General features: G+C 62.5%; 15 protein-coding genes and 1 tRNA gene. 6 read left to right on the forward strand and 10 right to left on the reverse strand.

Going from position 1 to position 19678, the window contains the following annotated elements:
• Positions 1–570: 570 nt before the first annotated feature.
• Positions 571–1134 (reverse strand): hypothetical protein, encoded by a 564-nt coding sequence (locus IEX85_RS23505; RefSeq protein WP_188863085.1) that lies wholly within the window; start codon positions 1132–1134, stop codon positions 571–573.
• Between the two features lie 429 nt (positions 1135–1563).
• On the opposite strand from IEX85_RS23505, the gene IEX85_RS23510 reads away from it, so the two are divergent.
• Positions 1564–2271: an START domain-containing protein gene (locus IEX85_RS23510; protein WP_188863086.1), complete on the forward strand. Its 708-nt coding sequence runs from the start codon at positions 1564–1566 to the stop codon at positions 2269–2271.
• Between the two features lie 550 nt (positions 2272–2821).
• On the opposite strand, the gene IEX85_RS23515 is transcribed toward IEX85_RS23510, so the two are convergent.
• Both IEX85_RS23515 and pyrE read right to left on the reverse strand, forming a co-directional pair.
• Positions 2822–2897, reverse strand: a tRNA-Phe gene (locus IEX85_RS23515).
• Positions 2898–2982: 85 nt separating this feature from the next.
• The gene (gene pyrE / locus IEX85_RS23520) at positions 2983–3630 is read right to left on the reverse strand and encodes an orotate phosphoribosyltransferase (RefSeq protein ID WP_188863087.1); all 648 of its coding nucleotides are present in this window, start codon (positions 3628–3630) and stop codon (positions 2983–2985) included.
• A 167-nt stretch (positions 3631–3797) separates the two neighbouring features.
• On the opposite strand from pyrE, the gene IEX85_RS23525 reads away from it, so the two are divergent.
• Positions 3798–4574: an exodeoxyribonuclease III gene (locus IEX85_RS23525; RefSeq protein WP_188863088.1), complete on the forward strand. Its 777-nt coding sequence runs from the start codon at positions 3798–3800 to the stop codon at positions 4572–4574.
• Between the two features lie 64 nt (positions 4575–4638).
• Here IEX85_RS23525 and rph read toward each other — a convergent pair whose 3' ends face one another.
• A complete protein-coding gene (rph, locus tag IEX85_RS23530; RefSeq protein WP_308425694.1) occupies positions 4639–5409 on the reverse strand; it encodes a ribonuclease PH in 771 nt (256 codons plus the stop codon).
• A 104-nt stretch (positions 5410–5513) separates the two neighbouring features.
• Here rph and IEX85_RS23535 point away from each other — a divergent pair, with 104 nt between their 5' ends.
• Complete coding sequence (locus IEX85_RS23535; RefSeq protein WP_188863089.1) at positions 5514–6377, forward strand: YicC/YloC family endoribonuclease; 864 nt, start codon at positions 5514–5516, stop codon at positions 6375–6377.
• Positions 6378–6583: 206 nt separating this feature from the next.
• Here the strand turns inward: IEX85_RS23535 and IEX85_RS23540 are convergent, their stop codons facing one another.
• From IEX85_RS23540 to mepA, 3 genes are all read right to left on the reverse strand, one after another.
• On the reverse strand, positions 6584–9772 hold the full coding sequence (locus IEX85_RS23540; protein WP_188863090.1) for an efflux RND transporter permease subunit: 3189 nt from the start codon (positions 9770–9772) through the stop codon (positions 6584–6586).
• Positions 9772–10848, reverse strand: a complete 1077-nt coding sequence (locus tag IEX85_RS23545; protein ID WP_229722088.1) for an efflux RND transporter periplasmic adaptor subunit — start codon at positions 10846–10848, stop codon at positions 9772–9774. Before IEX85_RS23545 ends, IEX85_RS23540 begins: the two co-directional genes overlap by 1 nt.
• A 250-nt stretch (positions 10849–11098) precedes the next feature.
• Positions 11099–11962 carry a penicillin-insensitive murein endopeptidase gene (mepA, locus tag IEX85_RS23550; protein WP_229722089.1) on the reverse strand — a complete coding sequence of 288 codons (864 nt, stop codon included), beginning with the start codon at positions 11960–11962 and terminating at the stop codon, positions 11099–11101.
• A gap of 497 nt (positions 11963–12459) precedes the next feature.
• On the opposite strand from mepA, the gene IEX85_RS23555 reads away from it, so the two are divergent.
• The 3 genes from IEX85_RS23555 to IEX85_RS23565 all read left to right on the forward strand — a co-directional run bounded on the left by IEX85_RS23555 (position 12460) and on the right by IEX85_RS23565 (position 15666).
• Positions 12460–13209, forward strand: coding sequence for a hypothetical protein (locus IEX85_RS23555; protein WP_188863091.1), 750 nt, complete (start codon positions 12460–12462; stop codon positions 13207–13209).
• 77 nt (positions 13210–13286) lie between these two features.
• Positions 13287–14321: an oxidoreductase gene (locus IEX85_RS23560; protein ID WP_188863092.1), complete on the forward strand. Its 1035-nt coding sequence runs from the start codon at positions 13287–13289 to the stop codon at positions 14319–14321.
• 166 nt (positions 14322–14487) lie between these two features.
• Entirely contained in the window at positions 14488–15666 is a 1179-nt protein-coding gene (locus IEX85_RS23565; protein ID WP_188863093.1) for a TauD/TfdA family dioxygenase, read from the forward strand.
• Positions 15667–15796: 130 nt separating this feature from the next.
• On the opposite strand, the gene IEX85_RS23570 is transcribed toward IEX85_RS23565, so the two are convergent.
• The 3 genes from IEX85_RS23570 to IEX85_RS23580 all read right to left on the reverse strand — a co-directional run bounded on the left by IEX85_RS23570 (position 15797) and on the right by IEX85_RS23580 (position 19666).
• Positions 15797–16807, reverse strand: a complete 1011-nt coding sequence (locus tag IEX85_RS23570) for a GlxA family transcriptional regulator (RefSeq protein WP_188863094.1) — start codon at positions 16805–16807, stop codon at positions 15797–15799.
• 64 nt (positions 16808–16871) lie between these two features.
• Complete coding sequence (locus IEX85_RS23575; protein WP_188863095.1) at positions 16872–18527, reverse strand: BCCT family transporter; 1656 nt, start codon at positions 18525–18527, stop codon at positions 16872–16874.
• Positions 18528–18709: 182 nt separating this feature from the next.
• Positions 18710–19666 carry an L-carnitine dehydrogenase gene (locus IEX85_RS23580; RefSeq protein ID WP_188863096.1) on the reverse strand — a complete coding sequence of 319 codons (957 nt, stop codon included), beginning with the start codon at positions 19664–19666 and terminating at the stop codon, positions 18710–18712.
• Positions 19667–19678 lie beyond the last annotated feature (12 nt).

The raw sequence follows: 19678 nt of genomic DNA on the forward strand, positions 1-19678 counted from the left end.
AACGCGGTATTCATCGCCAAGCATCTAATTAAACAAAAGCGCCCTGGCCGAAAGGTTGGGGCGTTTTTGTATTGGCGGTCCGGTGGCGATGACCCTCACATGGGGAATGTGAACAGCGCCGCTTGCGGCCGCCCTGCCCATGTAGAGTAGGGCGATATCGGTTAACAGACGAAGCGCAGCTTTGGCCCGATATCGCGACCGCGCCGTGCATCGCCCGCGGGACGGCTCGCGCTTGCGCGAGGCGCCAAGCATCTAATTACGGAAACCCCGGTCTCGATGAGGCCGGGTTTTTTCGCTTTGGGCCGGGTGCAGTCGTAAGAACCGGTAGACCTGTCCAGGGTGCAGCTGATCCCATCCGCTCTTTATCCGCGGCATGTGCCAAATACCCGGTATCTGGATATTAAGGGACAAAAGCATTCGCGGCGGGGCGCCGCTCCCACCAGTTTTGACAGCTTCATCGACGCGGCGAAACCGCATAATCCATCAGGTTCTGCTTTCCAACTCGAACTGATGATGGGTTACGCTGCGCTCCACCCATCTATCCGGCTAGCGCTTGCGCACCGCTGGAGCCTAATCACGCTCGATCACATCGATAAAGTAGTAATCGGTTGTGAAGGGATTCTCGACGGGCTCAGGCAACAGGTTGCCATCGCTGCGGCTGGCGACGAAAGCGCCAAGGCAGCCGCGACTATAGCCGGTGGGACCGAAACCGACCTGTCCCTGTGCCTCAGCCGCACTCAATTGCCCGGTGACCCAGATTGCCGTGGACTTCAGTCCCTGACGCCCGGCTGGCATGCTCTGATAGAAATACCCGTTTTCATCTGCCTGGGCGGTCAGCTCGTACACGGGATCGCTGCCAACGCGGATGCTGATATTCCCCTGGGCGACATCGAGACTTATATTGTCCTTGTAGTCGTCGCAGACAATGGCTTTGCCAACTGCATGCGCACTGTTAAGCGTACGCCAGCGGTAGAGTGGCCCGACAATACCATTCCAGCGACCATCGAACGTCGTCGAGCGGCTGACGCTTTCGGGCGGTACCGGTGCGTCGAGGTACTGGTTCCCGGCACAGCCCGCCAGCATTACGCCGCCCATCGCCAGCGCCACACCCTTGAACCCCTTAGTCGTATACATGATCTCGCTCCTGTTGAATGGGCTTACTATGAGACCTGTCGGTGCAGAATCTTGTTCCACCGGTAACGGGCACTATCTGTGAATAAGTAGAGGTTTGATCGCGACCATGCAATCGCATGGATAGATCATCGTGTGGGATAGTGTCGGGACAGTCTGTGTTCAACATGGGGATAAATTATCATGAAGCTCAATAATATCTTTCCACAGCCTGGAAATGTGTATTTTGGCTGGTCTGTTGATCAATATAAGGCGAACCAGCATTTACAGGTCTTAGAGTAACCTTTAAGGCGGTTGTGACTAGCTTATGCACAGCTTTGAACACAGTAATTGTGTGTAATTTGGTGGCTGATATGATGGCGAGTTTTCCACAGCAGTTCTTATGCACAGCCCGACCGCTGGCAAAGAACGTTGACGGATAGGATGAAGCCAATGTTTCCGGGTCGTAACAGGCTCTTGCTGATTCTGATATTGCTCGGGACGAATTGGTGGCTAGCTGCAGCACCGGCCGCCAATTGGTACAGGGTCCGAAGCGGGGAGGGCGTGGATGTCTATCAGCGTCACGATCATGGGACCGATCTGGTGTGGTTGCGCGCTGAGACCCGTGTAATGGCGCCGCAGGCAACGCTCTTGGCGCTGTTGATGGACCAGGAACATCTGTCGCAGTGGGTTAGTGGGTATCGTGAGGTAAAAGTACTGCAGCAGGAAGGGGTTGAGTCCTTCCTTGTCTATGTACGCATCGATGCGCCATTCTTCCTGCTGGACCGTGACGCTGTCATCGCCTCGACCGTCAGCTGGCAGGATTCAGTCTTGCGAGTGGGGAATCGTCTGGACCGGCGCCGATATCGGAGCCGACCCGATACCGTGCCGATGATGACGCTCAGTGGCTGCTGGGAAGCGATTGCCGGATCCGATTCCGCGGTCGTCATCCGCTATCAGGGCTTTGCCGATCCGGCCGCGGATCCCGCCTGGATGATCAACGAGTTTGCTCGTGACTCGCTGTTCCAGACCTTCATCAATCTGCGCCGGGAAATGCAACTGCCCTGTTACCGCGAAGCCGGTCGACAGCTGGAAACGCGCTACCGGTCTCAGCTGCAGGCCCGGCCGATACCGGACGCCTGCCCTGTTGCGGAGGACTGATGGCCGATTGGCTTCACGTGCGACGAACGGGGTGGTATCGATTTGGGAAACAGGCGGAAATCCCTTGTCACTCATCATCAGACCTTCGACATGGGCGGCACCCGGGCAATGTCCCGAGGGGGGGCCAAAAGTAGGATGGGGGGAGCCGCCTAGGCACACTGTTTAATGCTTTCAGCGAGGTTGACGCGGCGTAACCCATCAATGAGGCGGCTACATGCTCAGTACCGAACCGACGCCCAAGATGGGTTGCACGACGCCCTGGCCGCATCAGTGACGGATACGCCTTACCGAGACGTCGCTCCACCCATCCTAAGATTTACATTTTCCCGCTAGAGCGCGATGAACCACAAATCAGACCCACTATGATAAGCGAGGCTTTTAAGTAAGGTGGTGCCTGGAGGCGGACCAAATTGCCGGGGGAAATTTCGCGCGTCAGCCAGGAGGGTTGGCCATATGGACGTGGCCAGCAATCGAACTGGTTCGATGACGCAGCGTGGTCTGTCCAGAAACAAAAAAGCCCCACTATGATAAGCGAGGCTTTTAAGTAAGGTGGTGCCCGGAGGCGGAATCGAACCACCGACACGGGGATTTTCAATCCCCTGCTCTACCGACTGAGCTATCCGGGCAACGACGGCGCAAATTAAACACGCTTATCGAAAAGGAGTCAATCACTTGTTGCAGATTATTCTGCGGCAGGGTGACTCCGCCGTCTCAGGCCTCGATGCCGTACTGGGCGCGATACCCCTTGATCGCTTCGATCTCTTTCTCCATGCCGCCTTTCTCGGCCAGATAGGTCAGTACATCGTCCAGTGTGACGATGCTCGCAACCGGCATACCGTAGTCCCGCTCGACTTCCTGGATGGCGGAGAGCTCGCCCTGACCGCGCTCCATGCGATTCAGCGCGATGACCACGCCGGCAGGAGTGGCGCCGGCCTGCTCGATGATCTGCATCACTTCGCGGATGGCGGTGCCGGCGGTGATGACATCGTCGATGATCAGCACCCGGCCCTTGAGTTCGGCGCCGACCAGGTTGCCGCCTTCGCCGTGGTCCTTGGCTTCCTTGCGGTTGAAGACGTACGGAACGTCACGCTGGAAGTCGTTTGCCAGCGACACCGCGGCGGTGGTGGCCAGCGGAATGCCCTTGTATGCAGGACCAAGGAGCACGTCGAACGGGATGTCCGCATCCTCGATGGCGGCGGCGTAATATTTGCCGAGCTTCGCGAGCGCCTCGCCGGTATTGAACAGGCCGGCATTGAAGAAGTAGGGGCTGGTGCGTCCGGACTTGAGGGTGAATTCGCCGAAACGCAGCACGCCGCGTTCGATGGCGAATTCGATGAAGGCTCGCTGGTAATCCTGCATGGGGCTCTCCGCACTGAAATCTGATCGGCGCCTATGATATCAGCGCCGGCAGCCGCGCTCTACGGCGTTTCGGGCCTGAAGAAATTTCAATTTGAGCCGCTACGCTATACAATTGCCGTTTCTCTTCCCAGATAGCTTTCTTCGCGCGCTTTACAGGATCAACAGACATGCGTGTCATTACATTCAATACGCAGGGTATTGAACAGGCTGCCGACAAGGGTTTTTTCGATTGGATGGTACAGCAGGACGCAGATGTGGTGTGTCTGCAGAACCTGCGCGCGAAAGAGTATCAGCTTGACGGCGACCGTTATCATCCGGACGGCTACAACGCCTACTTCTTCGATGCCTTCGAGGACGGCTACAGCGGCGTCGCCATCTACACCCGCGAGTTGCCGAAGGCCATCATGACCGGGCTCGGCTTCGAGCTGTGCGATTTCCACGGTCGCTTTATCCAGGCCGACTTCGACAAGGTCAGCGTCGCTTCCATGTCGGTTCCGTCGGGCCTCAAGAGCCCGGAAGCCCAGGCCACGAAGGAAGAATACCTGGAACTGCTGATGGGTCATCTGAAGAAAACGCTGCGCAAGCGCCGCGATTTCATCTTCTGTGGCACCTACCACATCGCCCACAAGGCGATCGACCTTAGCAACTGGTACGTGAATCAGAGCGTTTCCGGTTTCCTGCCGCATGAGCGGGAGTGGATGGAAGAGGTGCTTGGCGAGATGGGCTACATCGATGCCTTCCGGCGGGTCAACAAGGCCGAGCGCCAGTATACCTGGTGGCCGGACTACAACCGCGCCTGGACCCTCAACGAAGGCGCCCGCCTGGATTACCAGCTTGCGACTCCGAACCTGCGCAACAGCGTCAAGGCGGCGCGTATCTACCGGGACGAGCAATTCTCCGAGCACGCTCCGGTCATCATCGATTACGAGATCGGCGGCAAATAAGCTGATGCAGCAACGAAAAAGGGAGCCTGGCAGCTCCCTTTTTTGTACCTGCCGGGCGCGGCTGTTATTTCGCCAGCGCTGCCTTCTGGGCTTCGACCAGCTGCGAGATGCCCTTGCGTGCCAGTTCCAGCATGGCATTCAGTTCTTCCTGGGAATAGGGCTCGCCTTCGGCGGTGCCCTGAACCTCGACGAAACCGCCCTTGTCGGTCATGATCACGTTCATGTCCGTGTGGGCCTTGGAGTCCTCGGCGTAGTCGAGGTCCAGTACCGGCTGGCCTTCGAAGATACCGACGGAGACGGCCGCCAGCATGCACTTGATCGGATCGCCTTTCATGGCGCCGTTCTTGTCCTTCTTCAGCACGTTCACCGCATCCTGCAGCGCGACGAAAGCGCCGGTGATGGACGCGGTCCTGGTGCCCCCATCGGCCTGCAGCACGTCGCAGTCGATGGTGATGGTGTTCTCGCCGAGCTTGTTCAGATTCATTGCGGCGCGCAGCGAGCGGCCGATCAGGCGCTGAATCTCGACAGTACGACCGCCCTGCTTGCCACGGGCCGCTTCGCGATCGGTTCGGGTGTTGGTGGAGCGGGGCAGCATGCCGTATTCCGCGGTCACCCAGCCCTGACCGGAGCCACGCAGGAATCGCGGGACGCCACGATCGACAGTGGCGGTGCAGAGCACCTTGGTATCGCCGTATTCGACCAGCACCGACCCTTCCGCATGTTTGGTGAAATTGCGCGTGATTTTCACCTCGCGCATCTGGTCCGGCTGACGGCCGCTCGGTCGCAGCTTCTTAAGTCCCAGGTTCTGCAGCTGATCGGAGATGCTCGAACTCATCGTTGAATCGTACCTTAAGTCTTGGGAGCCCGGCGGTGCCGTGACAGGAACCGGGCTGTTAGAATGGCTTTCCGAACAGCCAATTCTAATCGAGATCGGACGACATGACACGCAGTATGACGGCCTTCACCCGGCAGGAGACCCAGGGCGACTGGGGCAGCCTGGTCTGGGAAATTCGCTCGGTAAACCACCGCTATCTGGAGCCACACCTGCGGCTGCCGGATAGCCTGCGGGAACTGGAAGGGACATTGCGGGAAAAGCTGCGCAAGGCGCTGAGCCGAGGCAAGGTCGAATGCACCCTGCGTTTCGTGCCGGAGACGCAGCAGCAGACCCTGAGTGTCGACCGCGAACTTGCCGAGCAGCTGATAGCCGCCGCCCGGGACCTTGAAAGCCTGATACCGGACAGACAGCCGCTGAACCCGCTCGAGATACTGCGCTGGCCCGGCGTCATGCGCGAGAGCGAGATCGACATGAATGAGGTGAAGAAGGCCGCGCTCACGCTTTTCGGCGAGGCACTGCAGGACCTGGCCGAGGGGCGCAGTCGTGAAGGCGCAGAGCTTGCCCAGCTGATCGGTCAGCGTCTGGATGGCATCGAAGAAGTGGTGGCGCATGTACGCAAGCGGCTGCCGGAAATCCTCCAGGCGCAGCGCGACAACCTGCGCAACCGCCTCGCCGAACTGCGCGTCGAACTTGACGAAACCCGCCTCGAGCAGGAAATCGCGCTGCTGGCGCAGAAGGCCGACGTCGACGAGGAACTCGATCGCCTCGGCACCCACGTCCAGGAGGTGCGCCGGGTCCTGAAACAGAAAGACCCGGTCGGCCGCCGCCTCGACTTCCTGATGCAGGAACTCAACCGCGAAGCCAACACTTTGTCATCCAAATCGATCGTCGCCGACACCACCCAGTGTGCCGTCGAACTCAAGGTGCTGATCGAGCAGATGCGAGAGCAGATCCAGAATATCGAGTAATCGTTACCGCGCCCGCGTCTCGACCGGAGAGGGGCGCTTTCCCGGGTTGCCTTTTTGCCGTGGAGTCCGTCAGTTCGATGGCGGTAGTGAGCGACTGGTCGTGGCGGGCACGGAGGTGCACGGCATGGGGGCTCTTTCAACCTGCCGGGTAAAGCGCAACCAGTCCCTTCGTATCGCCAGCAAACTGTGCGGCGGCTCGCTTCCTTCTACGGTTTCGACACCTGATTTTCCTCTGCTACTCGCGGAGCCTTTCTGGCTGCCAGGCGCCTGCCCCAGTCCAGGGCGAACACCGTCAGGGCCGGCAGGAAAGTCAGCGTCACGATGGCGGCGCCCAGCAGGCCGAACAGCACGATGGCGCCGACGCCGCGGTAGAGTTCGGTGCCTTCTCCGGGGATGAACACCAGCGGTGACAGGCCGCACAGGGTGGTGAGGGTGGTCATTGCGATGGGTCGCAGCCGCGTGGCCACCGCCTCGCTCACGGCCTCGACCACACCGGTGCCCTTTTGCAGCAGGTTCTGGCGGGCCTGGTGCACCACCAGGATGGGGTTGTTGACCACCGTGCCCATCAGGATCAGAAAGCCCAGCATGGTGATCATGTCGAACGGCTGGTGCAATGGCTGCAGACCCAGCAGCGGCAGCAGGCCACCCACCAGGTTCATCAGCGCCAGGCCGACGATGCCACCGGCGATGCCCAGCGGAATCGTGGTCATGATCAGCAGCGGGTAGCCCCAGTGGGCGAATATCGCCACCAGCAGCAGGAAGACGATGGCAACGGCGATGACGAAGTTGCCGGTCAGCGCCTCCCGGGTGGCATTGAGCTGGTCGCTGGCGCCGGAGATGTCGATGCTCACCGAGGCCGGCAGCTGGCCGCTCTCGCGCAGGTATTGCAGCAGTTCGGTGCGAACCCGCTGTACACCCGCCTCCAGCGGTACGTCGTCCGGCGGGATGATATTGAGCGTGACCGTGCGGCGGCCATCCACGCGGCGCACGATGCTGGTATCCACCGTTTCTTCGATCGAGGCGATGCTGCTCAGCGGCAGGGTAGCGCCCTGGGGCGTGTGGATCAGCATATTGGGCAGCTCTGCCAGCGAGGGCTCGGCGCTGCCACTGCCGTAGAGGTAGATGTCGATCTTGTCGTCGTCGAGGAAAAAGTCGTCGACATAGGCGCCTTCGGTTAGCGAGGTAACGGTGAAGCCGACGGAAGAGGTGTCCAGGCCCAGTTCGGCGATGCGCTCCCAATCCGGACGCACCTGGATCAGCGGCTGGGCCAGGCTCAGAGTGGAAGGCTGGTTCTGAATGCGCGGTCTGTCGAAGATGGTGCGTGCCCGGTCATAGGCGAGGTTGGCGGCGCGGTAGACGGGCACCAGCTCGGGGCCGGAAATGTCCAGGTTGATGCTGCGGGTGCCGCCGTCGTTGCTGGAGATGATCGAGCCCTTGGCGGCAAAGGCGCGCATCCCGGGGAAGCGCTCGTAGTAATCGGTGATGGCGTCCATCAGGGCGTCGATCTGGGTGGGGTCGATGGATTCGGAAATGATGCGAACGCGGGTAGGTGTCACCTGCATGTTGAGGTATGCCATCGGCGGTACCGGGGTCTCGCCTGCCGCGTAAGCCCGGCCGTCAGCCCCCACCTGCGGCAGGAAGTAGTCTTCCACCTTGTCGGCGATGCGCTGCATCTCCGACAGGTTGTAGCCCGGCGGCGCGCTCATGGCGGCGAAGGTCTTGGGCTCCTCGCCTTCGGGAAGGTACTCCGCAGGCGGCGTCAGCCAGTAGATCACCAGGCTGCTGGCCACTACCGTTATGGCAAGGGTGCCCAGGCGCCGGCCGGGGCCGCCGATCAGCCAGTTCACCAGCGCCAGGATACCGCGCACCCAGCGCGCCCCGGGTGGAGCTTCGCCGCTGCCCTTGCGGGAGGCAAAATCCAGCCGGGCGCAGAGCGTCGGAATCAGTGTCACCGCCACCAGCATCGAGGCGATGATGGCGGATGCGATTGCGATAGCCACATCCGAGTAGAGCTGGCCGGCTTCCTCCTCGATAAAGACGATCGGCAGGAATACCAGGATGGTGGTCAGGGTCGAGGCCAGTACCGCGGGCCAGACTTCCGTCACGCCCTGGAGTGCCGACTCGAAGCGACCCTGTCCCAGGCGTCGATGACGCTCGATGTTTTCCAGCACCACGATGCTGTTGTCCACCGTCATACCGATGGCAAATGCGATACCCGCCAGGGAAATCACGTTGATGGTGCGTCCTGTGACGAGCAGTCCGATAAAGGCGGCAATCGCGCACAGCGGGATTCCGATCACTCCCACCAGTGTGGCGCGACCGGAGCGCAGAAACAGGTACATGACCAGGGTAGCGAATGCGGCGCCAATACCCAGGTTGGTCCAGACGTTTTTGACCGAGGCCTGTACGTAGCGGGCATCGTCGGAGGTCAGCTCCAGCACCATGCCCGCCGGTCGCAGGGTTTCGTCGTTGATGGCCGCGACTTCCCGTATCATGGCGTCCTTGATGTCGATGACGTTGGAGCCGCTCTCACGCCGTACCTGCACGCCGATGACCTTGCGCCCATCGACGAAGGATTGCTCGCGGATGCGGGAGTGATCCTGTATCACCCGGGCAACCTCGTGCAGGCGTACCACGCTGTCCCCCTGGCGTGACAGCACCAGCTGGCGCAGATCATCGATATCCTCGAAGCGACCGACGGTGCGCAGCAGATAGCGCCTTTTGCCCGCTTCCAGCTCGCCGCCCGAAACATCGCGGTTGCGTGCGGTGATGGCATCCCGCAGGTTCACCAGGCTAAGTCCGCGCTGGTTGAGCCGCTGCTCATCGACGATCACCTGCATCTGTCGCTCGGCCCCCCCGCCGACCCTCACCTCCGACACGCCCGGTACCGTTTCCATGCGCGGGCGCACCCGGTCCTCGATGAAGTCGCGCATCAGGTCCATGTCCAGCTGCCGCGGATTGCCCGGCAGGGTGGAGACCCGGAAGTACATGAAGGCGTTGGACGAGAAGGAGGTGGCGACGATACGCGGCTCGTCGACATTCTGCGGGTAGTCCGGCACCTGGCTCAGGGCGTTGTTCACCTGAATCAGGGTTTCGGTGATGTTGACGCCGAAGGGAAATTCCAGCTCAATTTCGGCGGACCCGCTGGTGGCGGTGGACTCCATTCGGCTCAGGTTCGGCACATTGCGCAGGTAGCGCTCCTGCTCGATGAGGATTTCCTTTTCCACGTCCTGGGGAGTGGCGCCCGACCATCGGGTGACCACCGTGATCGTGCGCATTTCGAGGTCCGGGATCATCTGTACCGGGATCTGGATGGCAGCCGCAATGCCGAGTACGGCGATGATCAAAGCCGCCACCGTTACCCGGGTGCCGTGCCGGATCACGCCGGCGAACATCAGTCCGACTCCCGTCCGGCCCGGGTCACCCGCATACCGTCGCTAAGGCCCTCGTTGCCCCTTGCCACCACCTGCTCGCTGCCGTTGAGGCCGCTGTGGATCACCACCCGGTTGGCAAAGCCATGACCGACGTCGACCCGTTGCTCGCGAACACGGTAGGCATCCTCGCCATCAGGCTCGGCAATCCAGACCGTTGTGCGGCCTTCCGGGTAGCGGTTGACGGCGTCTCGCGGCACGGTCAGCCCCTGCGTGCCCGAGAACACCCGCAATGTCGCGCTGACCGACATGCCGGGCAGCAGGGAAAGGCCTGCCGGCGGCCGGGCGCGCAACAGGAAGGTGCGCAGCTGTGGATCGCTGACCGGCACCGCGGTGGCGATGGTGGCGCCGACCGCGGTTTCCGGTGAGGTGCTGATCAGCACTTCGGTATGCTCGTTCAGCTTCGGGTAGAAGTCCTGCGGTACCTGGAAGTCCAGCCGCAGGTGCTCGATATCCACCAGTGTGAGCAGGGCGTCACCCGGAGACACCCACTCCCCCAGATCGCTGGTCTTGGCGCTGATAACACCGCTGTAGGGGGCTGCCAGTCGGTGGCGTTCCACCTGTGATGCCTGGCGTGCCTGCTCGGCCACCATTCGCGCCAACTCCGCTTCCAATGTCGCGACGGCGCTTTCCCTCGCCCGCACTTCGGTCTGGGCGATGTTTCTGCCGGCGCCGACCGTCCGGGCTTCGGTCAGGCGCCGACGGGCTTCCTGCAGCTGCGCACGGGCGGCCTGAGTCGCGGCCCGCGCACTTTCCAACGCGTGGCGTTCCAACTCATCATTTAGCTGAATCAGAACATCCCCCCGCTCGACCCGGTCGCCCACATCCACCTGTACGTCCTGCACCAGTCCCGCCACGGATGTGGAGAGGCTGGAGCGACTCAAGGCGTTGACGGTGCCGTTCAGGCGTATTTCGTCGAAAATCGCCGTGCTTTCCACCTCGGCCAGACCGACCCCCGGCAAATTCTGGGCACGAACGGACAGCGCGGCGGTGCAGAGCAGCAACGTCAGCGCAAGGACGAATCCCTGTTTGGATTGCACGTCAGCCCCCTGGCAGTCGGTCAAGGATAGGCGGTTGTACGCAGGACAGCGCAGGCCGGACCAGCAGGCCCCGGGGCAGTCGAGAATGGCAGCCGACCGTCCCGAATGAAAAGTTAGTTCATACAGCAGAGAGTCGGCAACAAGGTGGACGCCGGGCGACGCTCCGGGCACCGGCCGCTATCCCCGTAGCGCCTGATCGAGGCGTGTCGCAACCGGCCAGTCACTGCTGCCGTGCTGCGGATCATGGGGCTCAGGGTGAACGCAGCACCTGCGCGCACTGCTGCGGCATGGGCGGCGGTTCCGGCTTCTTCTTCGGTTTGGGTTTTGGCGGCGCGGTGCCGCGCAGCTGGGCGTAGAACTCGTCGCTGAACCACCAGTCGAGATCCTGGCCGCAGGCCTCGTTGCGTACCGGCTGCTGCGGCACGCAGTGGCTGTCGCCTTCGGGGCAGGCCAGGCGCACGTGGAAGTGGTAGTTGTGGCCCCACCAGGGGCGGATCTTGCGCAGCCAGTCGTTGTCGCTGCCGGCGGTTTCGCACAACCTGCGTTTGATGGTGGGGTGAACGAAGATGCGCTCGACCCGGGGGTCTTCGGAGGCCAGGCGCAGGATGCGCGGAACCCGGTTGTCCCAGTTCGCTTCGATAAGACGGTGCTGCCCGGCGTCGGCCAGCGGGATGGCGGAGATGTTGTCCCGCTCCCAGGCGCTCAGCGGGCGTTGCCGGGCGCGCGGGTCCTGCGAGTACCAGATGTCGGCATCGAGTCCGGTCTGGTGACTGCGGTGGCCGGAACTGAAGGGGCCGCCGCGGGCCATGGACATATCGCCGATCTGCAGGCGGCCCAGGCCCTGTTCGGCCACCTCGCCGGAGAAGTCGGTGAGGAAGTCGACCAGCGCCGGGCTGCCGTAGTGACGGTCGCGGCCGGTGCGCACCAGCTGGAAGCCCTCGCCGCGCAACGGCAATTCCTGTGCACCGCTGAGGCAGCCGTTGGTGTAGCCGCCAATGCTCTGCGGCGCCTGTGAGGAGGGCGAGCTGATCTGTTCCCAGGGGTTGGCGGCGATGGCCGCACTGCTGAGGCCAGCCAGGGCGCCGGTTAGAAGCATCGAATAGAACGTTTTCATAAGCACTCGACCGCGAAATCCTCTGCAGATTATAGAGGCTCAGGCGCAGCCTTTGGACCGGTTTTCACGATGAACCGTCATTTGATACCGGTCTGGTATATCGTACGGGTGGAGCGGGGCGCCCGGACGGGAGGCGGGCATGGAGCGGCGGCGTAACGGTGTGTTATATCCGGTGTGGGTAGGCGCCGAGCGTGGTTGAGGGTTGCCGTGCGGAGCCTGCTGCAGTGGCGGCTGGATTGGCTGAATAAGCATAGATGCGATTCGTCTAGAAAAGATCGTCATCTTCCCGGGCATTACTGGAATCCCCGTGATGCAGCACCTATTGGTATTAAGAGGGATACCGGCCCCCGCGGCCGGCGATCCCAGGCGGCTGTCTGCCAGCCGACAATGGGGATTGAAAGGATGCTGCCGTTCCTGATTCCGACGCTTTTCATACAGGCAGCCTTTCTGGTTCGGTTCAGGGCGGCTTTTGCCGTCCCGTGAGAGGGGTCAGATCGATGAAAAGCAAAATACTTGTGCTGAGCGCTCTGATGCTGGCACTGCTGCCTTTTTCCCTATCCGCCAAGGATAAACGCGACTTTACCGACAGTTTTCCGCTCGACGGCTGCAGCTTTGTCAACGAAGGCGGCAACAGCTACTTCATTCTGGAGCCAGGGCGGGTACTTTCTTACGACAACGGTGCTTGTCTGGAGGAAGGTGATTGTGACGAACTGGAGGAGCTGACGATCACCGTAACCGGCGATACCGAGGACATCATGCTCGATGGGCAGATGATAGCCACTCGGGTGGTGGAGGAGTACGAAACGGCCGACGGGGACTTCGCCGAACGCTCGCGGAACTTCTTTGCCGTCTGCCAGCACAGTGGCGATGTCTACTACTTCGGTGAGGATGTCTGGGTGCCCGATGGCATGGGCGGCGAAATGGGCGGAGCCGATGGCCCCGGTGCCTGGCGCGTGGGCGAAGATGACGCCATGCCCGGCATCATCATGCCGGGCGGCGCCTTTTTGCTGGGAGCCCGCTATTACCAGGAGGTTGCGCCGGATATTGCGCTCGACCGGGCCGAACATACCGGCATGGGGCTCGCGCCGGACCTGGAGGTCGAAGGCCTGGACGGTGGTTTATCGGATTGCGTGGAAGTGACCGAGACGACAGAGCTTGCCAAGCAAGAGGAGTCGGTCAAGATCTATTGTCCGGGTGTCGGCCTGGTCGTGGATGACGACCTGGAATTGATCGGCATTGAGGAATAGGGTGCAATGTAGAATTACGGTCCGGGCATGCCGCCCGGGCCGAAATTCTGCGCGACCTCAGACCGCAAGGATGACCGATGATCAGAACCGCCGTAATCGGCTACGGCCTTTCGGCCCGGGTGTTTCACCTGCCTTTCATCCGGCAGACGCCCGAACTCGAGCTGGTGGCCATCAGCAGCCGCCAGCCGGAACTGCGGCAGGACTACCCGCATCTGGGGCTGTTCCGAGACGGCGCTGCGCTGATTGACGGCAGCGATGCCGAGCTCGTCGTCATTACCTCGCCCAACGACAGTCATTTTGCCCTGGCGCGGCGCGCACTGGAAGCTGGCAAGCATGTGCTGGTGGAAAAGCCTTTCGTGGTCTCTGCCGCCGAGGGCGAGGCGCTTATAGAGCTTGCGGCGAGCCGGCAGCGCGCCCTGGCGGTCTACCACAACCGCCGCTTCGATGGCGATTTCCTGACGCTGCAGCAGCTGTTGCAAAGCGGTCGGCTCGGCGAGGTGCGTTACTTCGAGTCTCATTTCGATCGCTTCCGACCCGAACCCCGGGCGCGCTGGCGCGAACAGGCCGGGGTGGGCAGCGGTATTCTCTTCGACCTGGGCCCGCATTTGATCGACCAGGCGCTGGCGCTGTTCGGGACACCGCAGGCGATCAGCGCCCGCTGCCGCGAGTTGCGAGAGGGGGCGGAATCGACCGACTTCTTTCACCTGATGCTGCACTATCCGCAGCACGAAGTGGTGCTGCACTCAAGCCCGTTCTGCGCTTCTCCGACACTGCGTTTCATGGTTCAGGGCACGCAGGGGAGTTACTGCAAGTACGGCCTCGATCCCCAGGAAGACGCGCTGCGGGCGGGGCACGCGCCCGAGGGCGCGGACTGGGGCCTGGAACCCGCGGTGCAATACGGTCAGCTGCACACCGCTGACGGCTGCGAAACGGTAGCAACGCGGCCCGGCGATTACCGGCAATTCTACCGTGCGCTGGTTCGCGCACTCGAGCACGGCGACCCGCTGCCGGTAAGCCTTGAAGACGCGCTGCTCGGTATCCGGCTGATCGAGCTGGCGCTGCGCAGCAGCCGCGAGGGGCGCCGGCTGGCGGTTGGCGAGAATACGCTATGAAACCCGGTCGTGCGGCGGTCGATACCGGGGCCGGGGCTGAGTCACGCGCAATGGCGAAGCCGTGACAGAAAGCGGCGACCCGGGGCAAGCCATTTCGTGCTGAGGGGGCCTAACATCGCTGTCAGACACTGCCATGCCGGCAGTGATGCAACGGAGCCCCCGCGCGATGAATGCACAGACCGAAACTTTCGAGGTCGCCGGCTACAGCCGCTACCCAGTGACGCAGTTGCCCGTCCGTCTCGAGACAGGCCCCGCCTCCCTGAGAATCGGGTGGCAGGATGGTCACCAGAGCGAATACCACTACCTCTGGCTGCGGGACAACTGCCCCTGCACGGGCTGCGTGTCGTCCCTGACCCGCGAGCAGCTGTTCGAAATCTGCGACGTGCCGCTGGATATACGTCCGCTGCAGGCGCAACTGGTAGACGGTTATCTCGAGATCCTCTGGGATTGCGATGATCACGCCAGCCGTTTTCATCCCGGCTGGCTGCGGGCACATTGTTACAGCGAGACAGCGCGCTCGGAACGGCGTCTGCAGCCGCAGGTCTGGGACCGTGAGCGCATTGCCGGGCACCTGCCCGAATTCGACTGCCAAGGGGTCATGCAGGATGATGTTCAGCTGTTGCACTGGCTGCGACGTCAGCGTGACAGCGGTATTGCGCTGATTCGTGACTGCCCCACGACGCCCGGCACCCTGGTCCAGATTGCCAACCGCATTTCCTTCATCCGCGAAACCAACTTCGGCACCCTGTTCGATGTCCGCTCGAAACCGGACGCCAACACCGCGGCCTACACCAACCTGCGCCTGCCGCTGCACACCGATCTGCCAACGCGTGAACTGCAGCCCGGGCTGCAGTTCCTCCATTGCCTGCAGAACGATGCTTCCGGCGGCGAGTCGATACTGGTCGACGGTTTTTGCATCGCCGAGCACATGCGCGCGCACTGTCCGGACGAGTTCGAAGCGCTTGCGAGCCTGCCGATGGATTTCTACAACAAGGATCGCGACAGCGACTATCGCTACCGGGCCCCAGCGCTGCTGCTGGATGACGAGGGAGCGGTGGTGGAGGTGCGGCTGGCCAACTTCCTGCGCGGTCCGCTCGACCTGCCGGGGCACGAGGTGGTACGTCATTACAGGGCCTATCGTACCTTTATCGCGCTGACCCGGGAGCCACGTTTCCAGTTCGAGTACCGGCTCAACCCCGGCGACCTGCTGGTGTTCGACAATCGCCGTGTGCTGCACGCACGCCGCGCCTTCGACCTCACGCAGGGGCACCGGCACCTGCAGGGCTGCTACGTCGATCGTGACGAGTTGCTGTCGCGTATCCGCGTGCTGGAGCGGACGCTGTAGGGCTGGGGAAAATCACGAAGGGGGTGTAATCCTGCACAGGCGATTACGCCCCCCGATTTTGCCTGACATTCAGGCTGTTGGGTTTCGGGCTGACGCCCTGCACCCAACGGATCTGCACCCAACATACCGGTCAGGCCGCTTCGCGGCGCTGGGCGCCCGGCGTCAGACCGAAACGGCGCCGATAGCAGTGGCAGAAATGAGACGCGGTGCTAAAGCCGCAGGCGCTGGCGACAGCGGCAATGCTGAGGTCGGACTCCCGCAGCAACTGGCGGGCGCGCTCGAGACGCAGGCCAAGATAGTAATGCGACGGTGAGGCATTGAGGTAACGCCGGCACAGGCGCTCGAGCTGACGCAGGGAAATATGGGCGCGGTGGGCCAGCGTTTCGGGTGCGAGCGGCATCTCGAGATGGTGCTCCATCAGTTCCAGTACCCGGCGTAAACGCGGATGGTGGATACGGTGCTGCTGTGCCAGGCTCTGGCACTGGCGCTCCGATGGCGGTCGGGCAGCGCTGCGGATCGTCTGGTCGCAGATCCGGGCGCAGAGGCCCGGGCCTGCGTGCTGTTCGATCAGATGCAGCATCAGGTCGGTGGCGGCGGTGCCGCCGGCACAGGTGATAAGTCCCCGGTCGATTTCGTACAGCTCGGCGCTCACCCGCACATCCGGGTAGAGCGCCTGAAATACCGGTGCGGCTTCCCAGTGCATCGTGACCTCGCGGCCCTTGAGCAGGCCGGCCCTGGCCAGAGGGTAGCAACCGGTATCCAGGGCACCGAGCAGGCTGCCGCGGCGGCGCAGCTTACGCAGCCAGTTCAGTGTATCCGGCGCGGTATGACGTTCCGGCTGGAAGCTGGCGTTGACGAACAGGTTGCGCGGTGCCGGAATGTCGCACAGGGGGAGGTGGTGCTGCAGTGCCATGCCGTTGCTGGCGACCACGGCCTGGCCATCCTCGCTCAGGCACTGCCAGCGATAAAGCTCTCTACCTGCCAGCCGGTTGGCGATACGCAGGGGCTCGATCGCCGACATCAACGAGACCATGCCGTAGTCCGGCAGCAGCAAAAACGAAAGCGTCACCACGCCGTCATCGTCGGGGATTAACGGAGAAGTGACGTCCTGGGTACCTTTCGGTGTTAATCCAGTGCTCATATCAGTCGTGACTACGAAAACGGGAAAGCGGGGGCGAAGCCCCCGCGGCCTGCTCAACAGGCGGTTAACCGCGTTGTACGAGGGGGGCCAGGGTACCGGCGATACCGGCTTCCTGCCACAGCGACTTCAGTACCCCGAAGGTCATCGCCAGGATCACCAGACTCAGCGGCAGGGCCGCGGCCATCAGTGCTGTCTGCAGTGCGCCGAGTCCGCCGGCGAGCAGCAGTACCGCGGCGACCAGGCCGATCACCAGACCCCAGAACACGCGGAATATCTGCGGCGGTTCGTCATTGCCCAGCGACAGGATGGTGGTCAGTACCAGGGTGCTGGAGTCCGACGAAGTGACGAACCAGCTCATCAGCAGGAACACCATCAGCGCCGAAAGAATCCAGCCCAGGGTGCCGGTACCGGCGATGCCATCGGAGCTGGCGAACAACGCCGCCGGCAGATTCCAGGCCTTGACCAGGTCGATGATGCCCGCGGTACCGGGGCCGCCAACCGCATTCAGTTCCTGGTACAGCGCGGTGCCACCGAAGATACCGAGCCAGACGAAGATCACCAGGGTCGGCACCAGCAGTACGCCGAGTACGAACTCGCGCAGGGTACGGCCACGGGAAATGCGGGCGATGAACAGGCCGACGAACGGCGCCCAGGCCAGCCACCAGCCCCAGTAGAAGACGGTCCAGCCGTTCTGCCAGCTGGCGGGACCTTCCTCGTCCGGGAACCAGAGGCCCATCTGTACGAAGTTGGCGAGATAGTCGCCCAGTGATTCACCGAATACGCCCAGCAGCCAGGCGGTCGGGCCGCCGAACAGGAAGTAGCCGACGACCAGCAGCGAGACGATGATGTTCCATTCGGAGATGATCTTGATGCCGCGCTGGACACCCGATACGGCCGACAGGATGGAGATTACCGAGATCAGTGCGATCAGCACCAGTTGGGTGTTCAGGCCCGGGTCCACCCCGATCAGCCGCTCGAGACCGACCGACATCTGGCTGACGCCGAGGCCGAGGGAGGTGGCGACACCGAACACGCAGCCGACGACGCCCAGCAGGTCGACGACATGACCGATGGGACCGTAGATACGGTCGCCGATAAAGGGATACAGCGTGGAGCGCAGTGCCAGCGGCAGTTTCTTGCGGTAGGCGAAATACGCCAGTGCCAGACCGACGATCACATAGACCGCCCAGCCGTGGAAGCCCCAGTGGAAGAAGGTGACGCGCAGTGCATCGACGGCGCGGTCGTGGCCGATGGCGGTGGCGCCGGCCATATCGGCGTAAGGGTTGTTGGGATAGCCGAAGACGCCGCTGTTGTCGAGATAGAAGATCGGCTCGGCGACACCGAAAAACAGGATGCCGATACCGATGCCGGCCGAAAACAGCATCGAGAACCAGGCAAAATTGCTGAACTCGGGCTTGCTGTCGTCGTCGCCGAGGCGGATGCGCCCGTGGCCACTGAACACGATGTAGCCGCAGACGCCGATCAGGAAGACCACGGTCACCATGTAGTACCAGCCGAAGGTGGTCTCGATCCAGCTGCGGGCCGCACCGAACAGGTTGCTGGCCAGTTCCGTATTGAAGCCGGTAAAGAGCACGAAGGCCATGACCAGCAGGGCGCCGGCCACGGTCATGCCCTTGTGCATGTCCTTGAACAGGCCATGCTGGGCCAGGGTGTCGGCCCTGAAAACGCCAGTGTCACTTTGTTGTTGTTCTAACGACATTGTTGCGATCTCCGGTTGTCAGAAAGGTCAGTCGGTGTTGCCGTTGAGTGATACGCCAGATCCTTTACCAGATGATGTATCCGAGGCCCCCCGGGAGAGCCTCGGAAGATGCGCAGCCGGCCTCAGCGGTTGATCCCGTGTGCCCCAGGGGATTCCTCGAGCGGCTGCGTTGCGGGACGCGATCAAATGCGTCCCGGAAGTCCCTCCGATTCGGGCCAGTACTTTTGTACCAGATCGAGTAGCTCCACCAGGAAATCGTCGCGACGACGGTCCAGTTCGGCGACCGGCCGCCCTGCGGCCTGGAACTCGCAGCCCTCGACGACCCTGTCGATCAGCTCGTCGGTGAGTTCAGGGGCTTCCAGCTTGGTCCAGGGCAGCTTCAGGGCCGGACCGAACTGCTCCAGCATATGGCGCATTCCCTGCTCGCCGCCGGCGAGATGGAAGGTCAGGAAGGTGCCCATCAGCGACCAGCGCAAGCCGCAGCCATAAACAACGGCGGCATCGACTTCTTCCGTCGTGGCGACACCGTCATTCACCAGGTGCAGGGCTTCGCGCCACAGCGCTTCCATCAGGCGGTCGGCGATATGACCCTCGATCTCGCGGCGTACCACCAGCGGGCGCATTGCCAGTTCGCGGTAGAGCACCTGCGCGGCGTCCAGGTCGGAGGGTCGGGTGGCCGCGCCGCCGACCAGTTCCACCAGCGGCAGCAGGTAGACCGGGTTGAAGGGGTGGGCGACGATGACCCGCCCCGGCTCCCGCAGACAGTTTTGCTGCAGGTCGCTGGGCTTGAAGCCCGAAGTCGAGGAGCCGATGATGACGCCCGGTGCGGCGGCGGCGTCCAGGGCCGAGAGAATCTCGCGCTTGAGTTCGAGACGCTCTGGGACGTTCTCCTGGATCAGATCTGCGCCCTGTACGGCCGCTTCCAGGCTGTCGGCAAAACGCAGCCGACCCCGGCTTGCGCTTTCCGCCATGTCCAGGCGCTCCAGGGCCGGCCAGGCGTTGTCGACAAAGGCGCGGGTGCGCGATGCCGCGTCGGGGGCGGGGTCGAAGGCGACGACATCCCAGCCCCGGGCCAGAGCCCGGGCGATCCAGCCATTGCCTATGACGCCGGTGCCGATAACGCTCAGTTGATGAGTCATGTTGTGTTCTTC

The sequence above is a fragment of the Marinobacterium nitratireducens genome, from assembly GCF_014645375.1.
Classification (GTDB): domain Bacteria; phylum Pseudomonadota; class Gammaproteobacteria; order Pseudomonadales; family Balneatricaceae; genus Marinobacterium_A; species Marinobacterium_A nitratireducens.

Coding starts and splice junctions, on each gene's coding strand:
- IEX85_RS23505 (WP_188863085.1), bottom strand. CDS start 1,134: ATGTATACGACTAAGGGGTTCAAGGGTGTGGCGCTGGCGATGGGCGGC.
- IEX85_RS23510 (WP_188863086.1), top strand. CDS start 1,564: ATGTTTCCGGGTCGTAACAGGCTCTTGCTGATTCTGATATTGCTCGGG.
- pyrE (WP_188863087.1), bottom strand. CDS start 3,630: ATGCAGGATTACCAGCGAGCCTTCATCGAATTCGCCATCGAACGCGGC.
- IEX85_RS23525 (WP_188863088.1), top strand. CDS start 3,798: ATGCGTGTCATTACATTCAATACGCAGGGTATTGAACAGGCTGCCGAC.
- rph (WP_308425694.1), bottom strand. CDS start 5,409: ATGAGTTCGAGCATCTCCGATCAGCTGCAGAACCTGGGACTTAAGAAG.
- IEX85_RS23535 (WP_188863089.1), top strand. CDS start 5,514: ATGACACGCAGTATGACGGCCTTCACCCGGCAGGAGACCCAGGGCGAC.
- IEX85_RS23540 (WP_188863090.1), bottom strand. CDS start 9,772: ATGTTCGCCGGCGTGATCCGGCACGGCACCCGGGTAACGGTGGCGGCT.
- mepA (WP_229722089.1), bottom strand. CDS start 11,962: ATGAAAACGTTCTATTCGATGCTTCTAACCGGCGCCCTGGCTGGCCTC.
- IEX85_RS23555 (WP_188863091.1), top strand. CDS start 12,460: ATGAAAAGCAAAATACTTGTGCTGAGCGCTCTGATGCTGGCACTGCTG.
- IEX85_RS23560 (WP_188863092.1), top strand. CDS start 13,287: ATGATCAGAACCGCCGTAATCGGCTACGGCCTTTCGGCCCGGGTGTTT.
- IEX85_RS23565 (WP_188863093.1), top strand. CDS start 14,488: ATGAATGCACAGACCGAAACTTTCGAGGTCGCCGGCTACAGCCGCTAC.
- IEX85_RS23570 (WP_188863094.1), bottom strand. CDS start 16,807: ATGAGCACTGGATTAACACCGAAAGGTACCCAGGACGTCACTTCTCCG.
- IEX85_RS23575 (WP_188863095.1), bottom strand. CDS start 18,527: ATGTCGTTAGAACAACAACAAAGTGACACTGGCGTTTTCAGGGCCGAC.
- IEX85_RS23580 (WP_188863096.1), bottom strand. CDS start 19,666: ATGACTCATCAACTGAGCGTTATCGGCACCGGCGTCATAGGCAATGGC.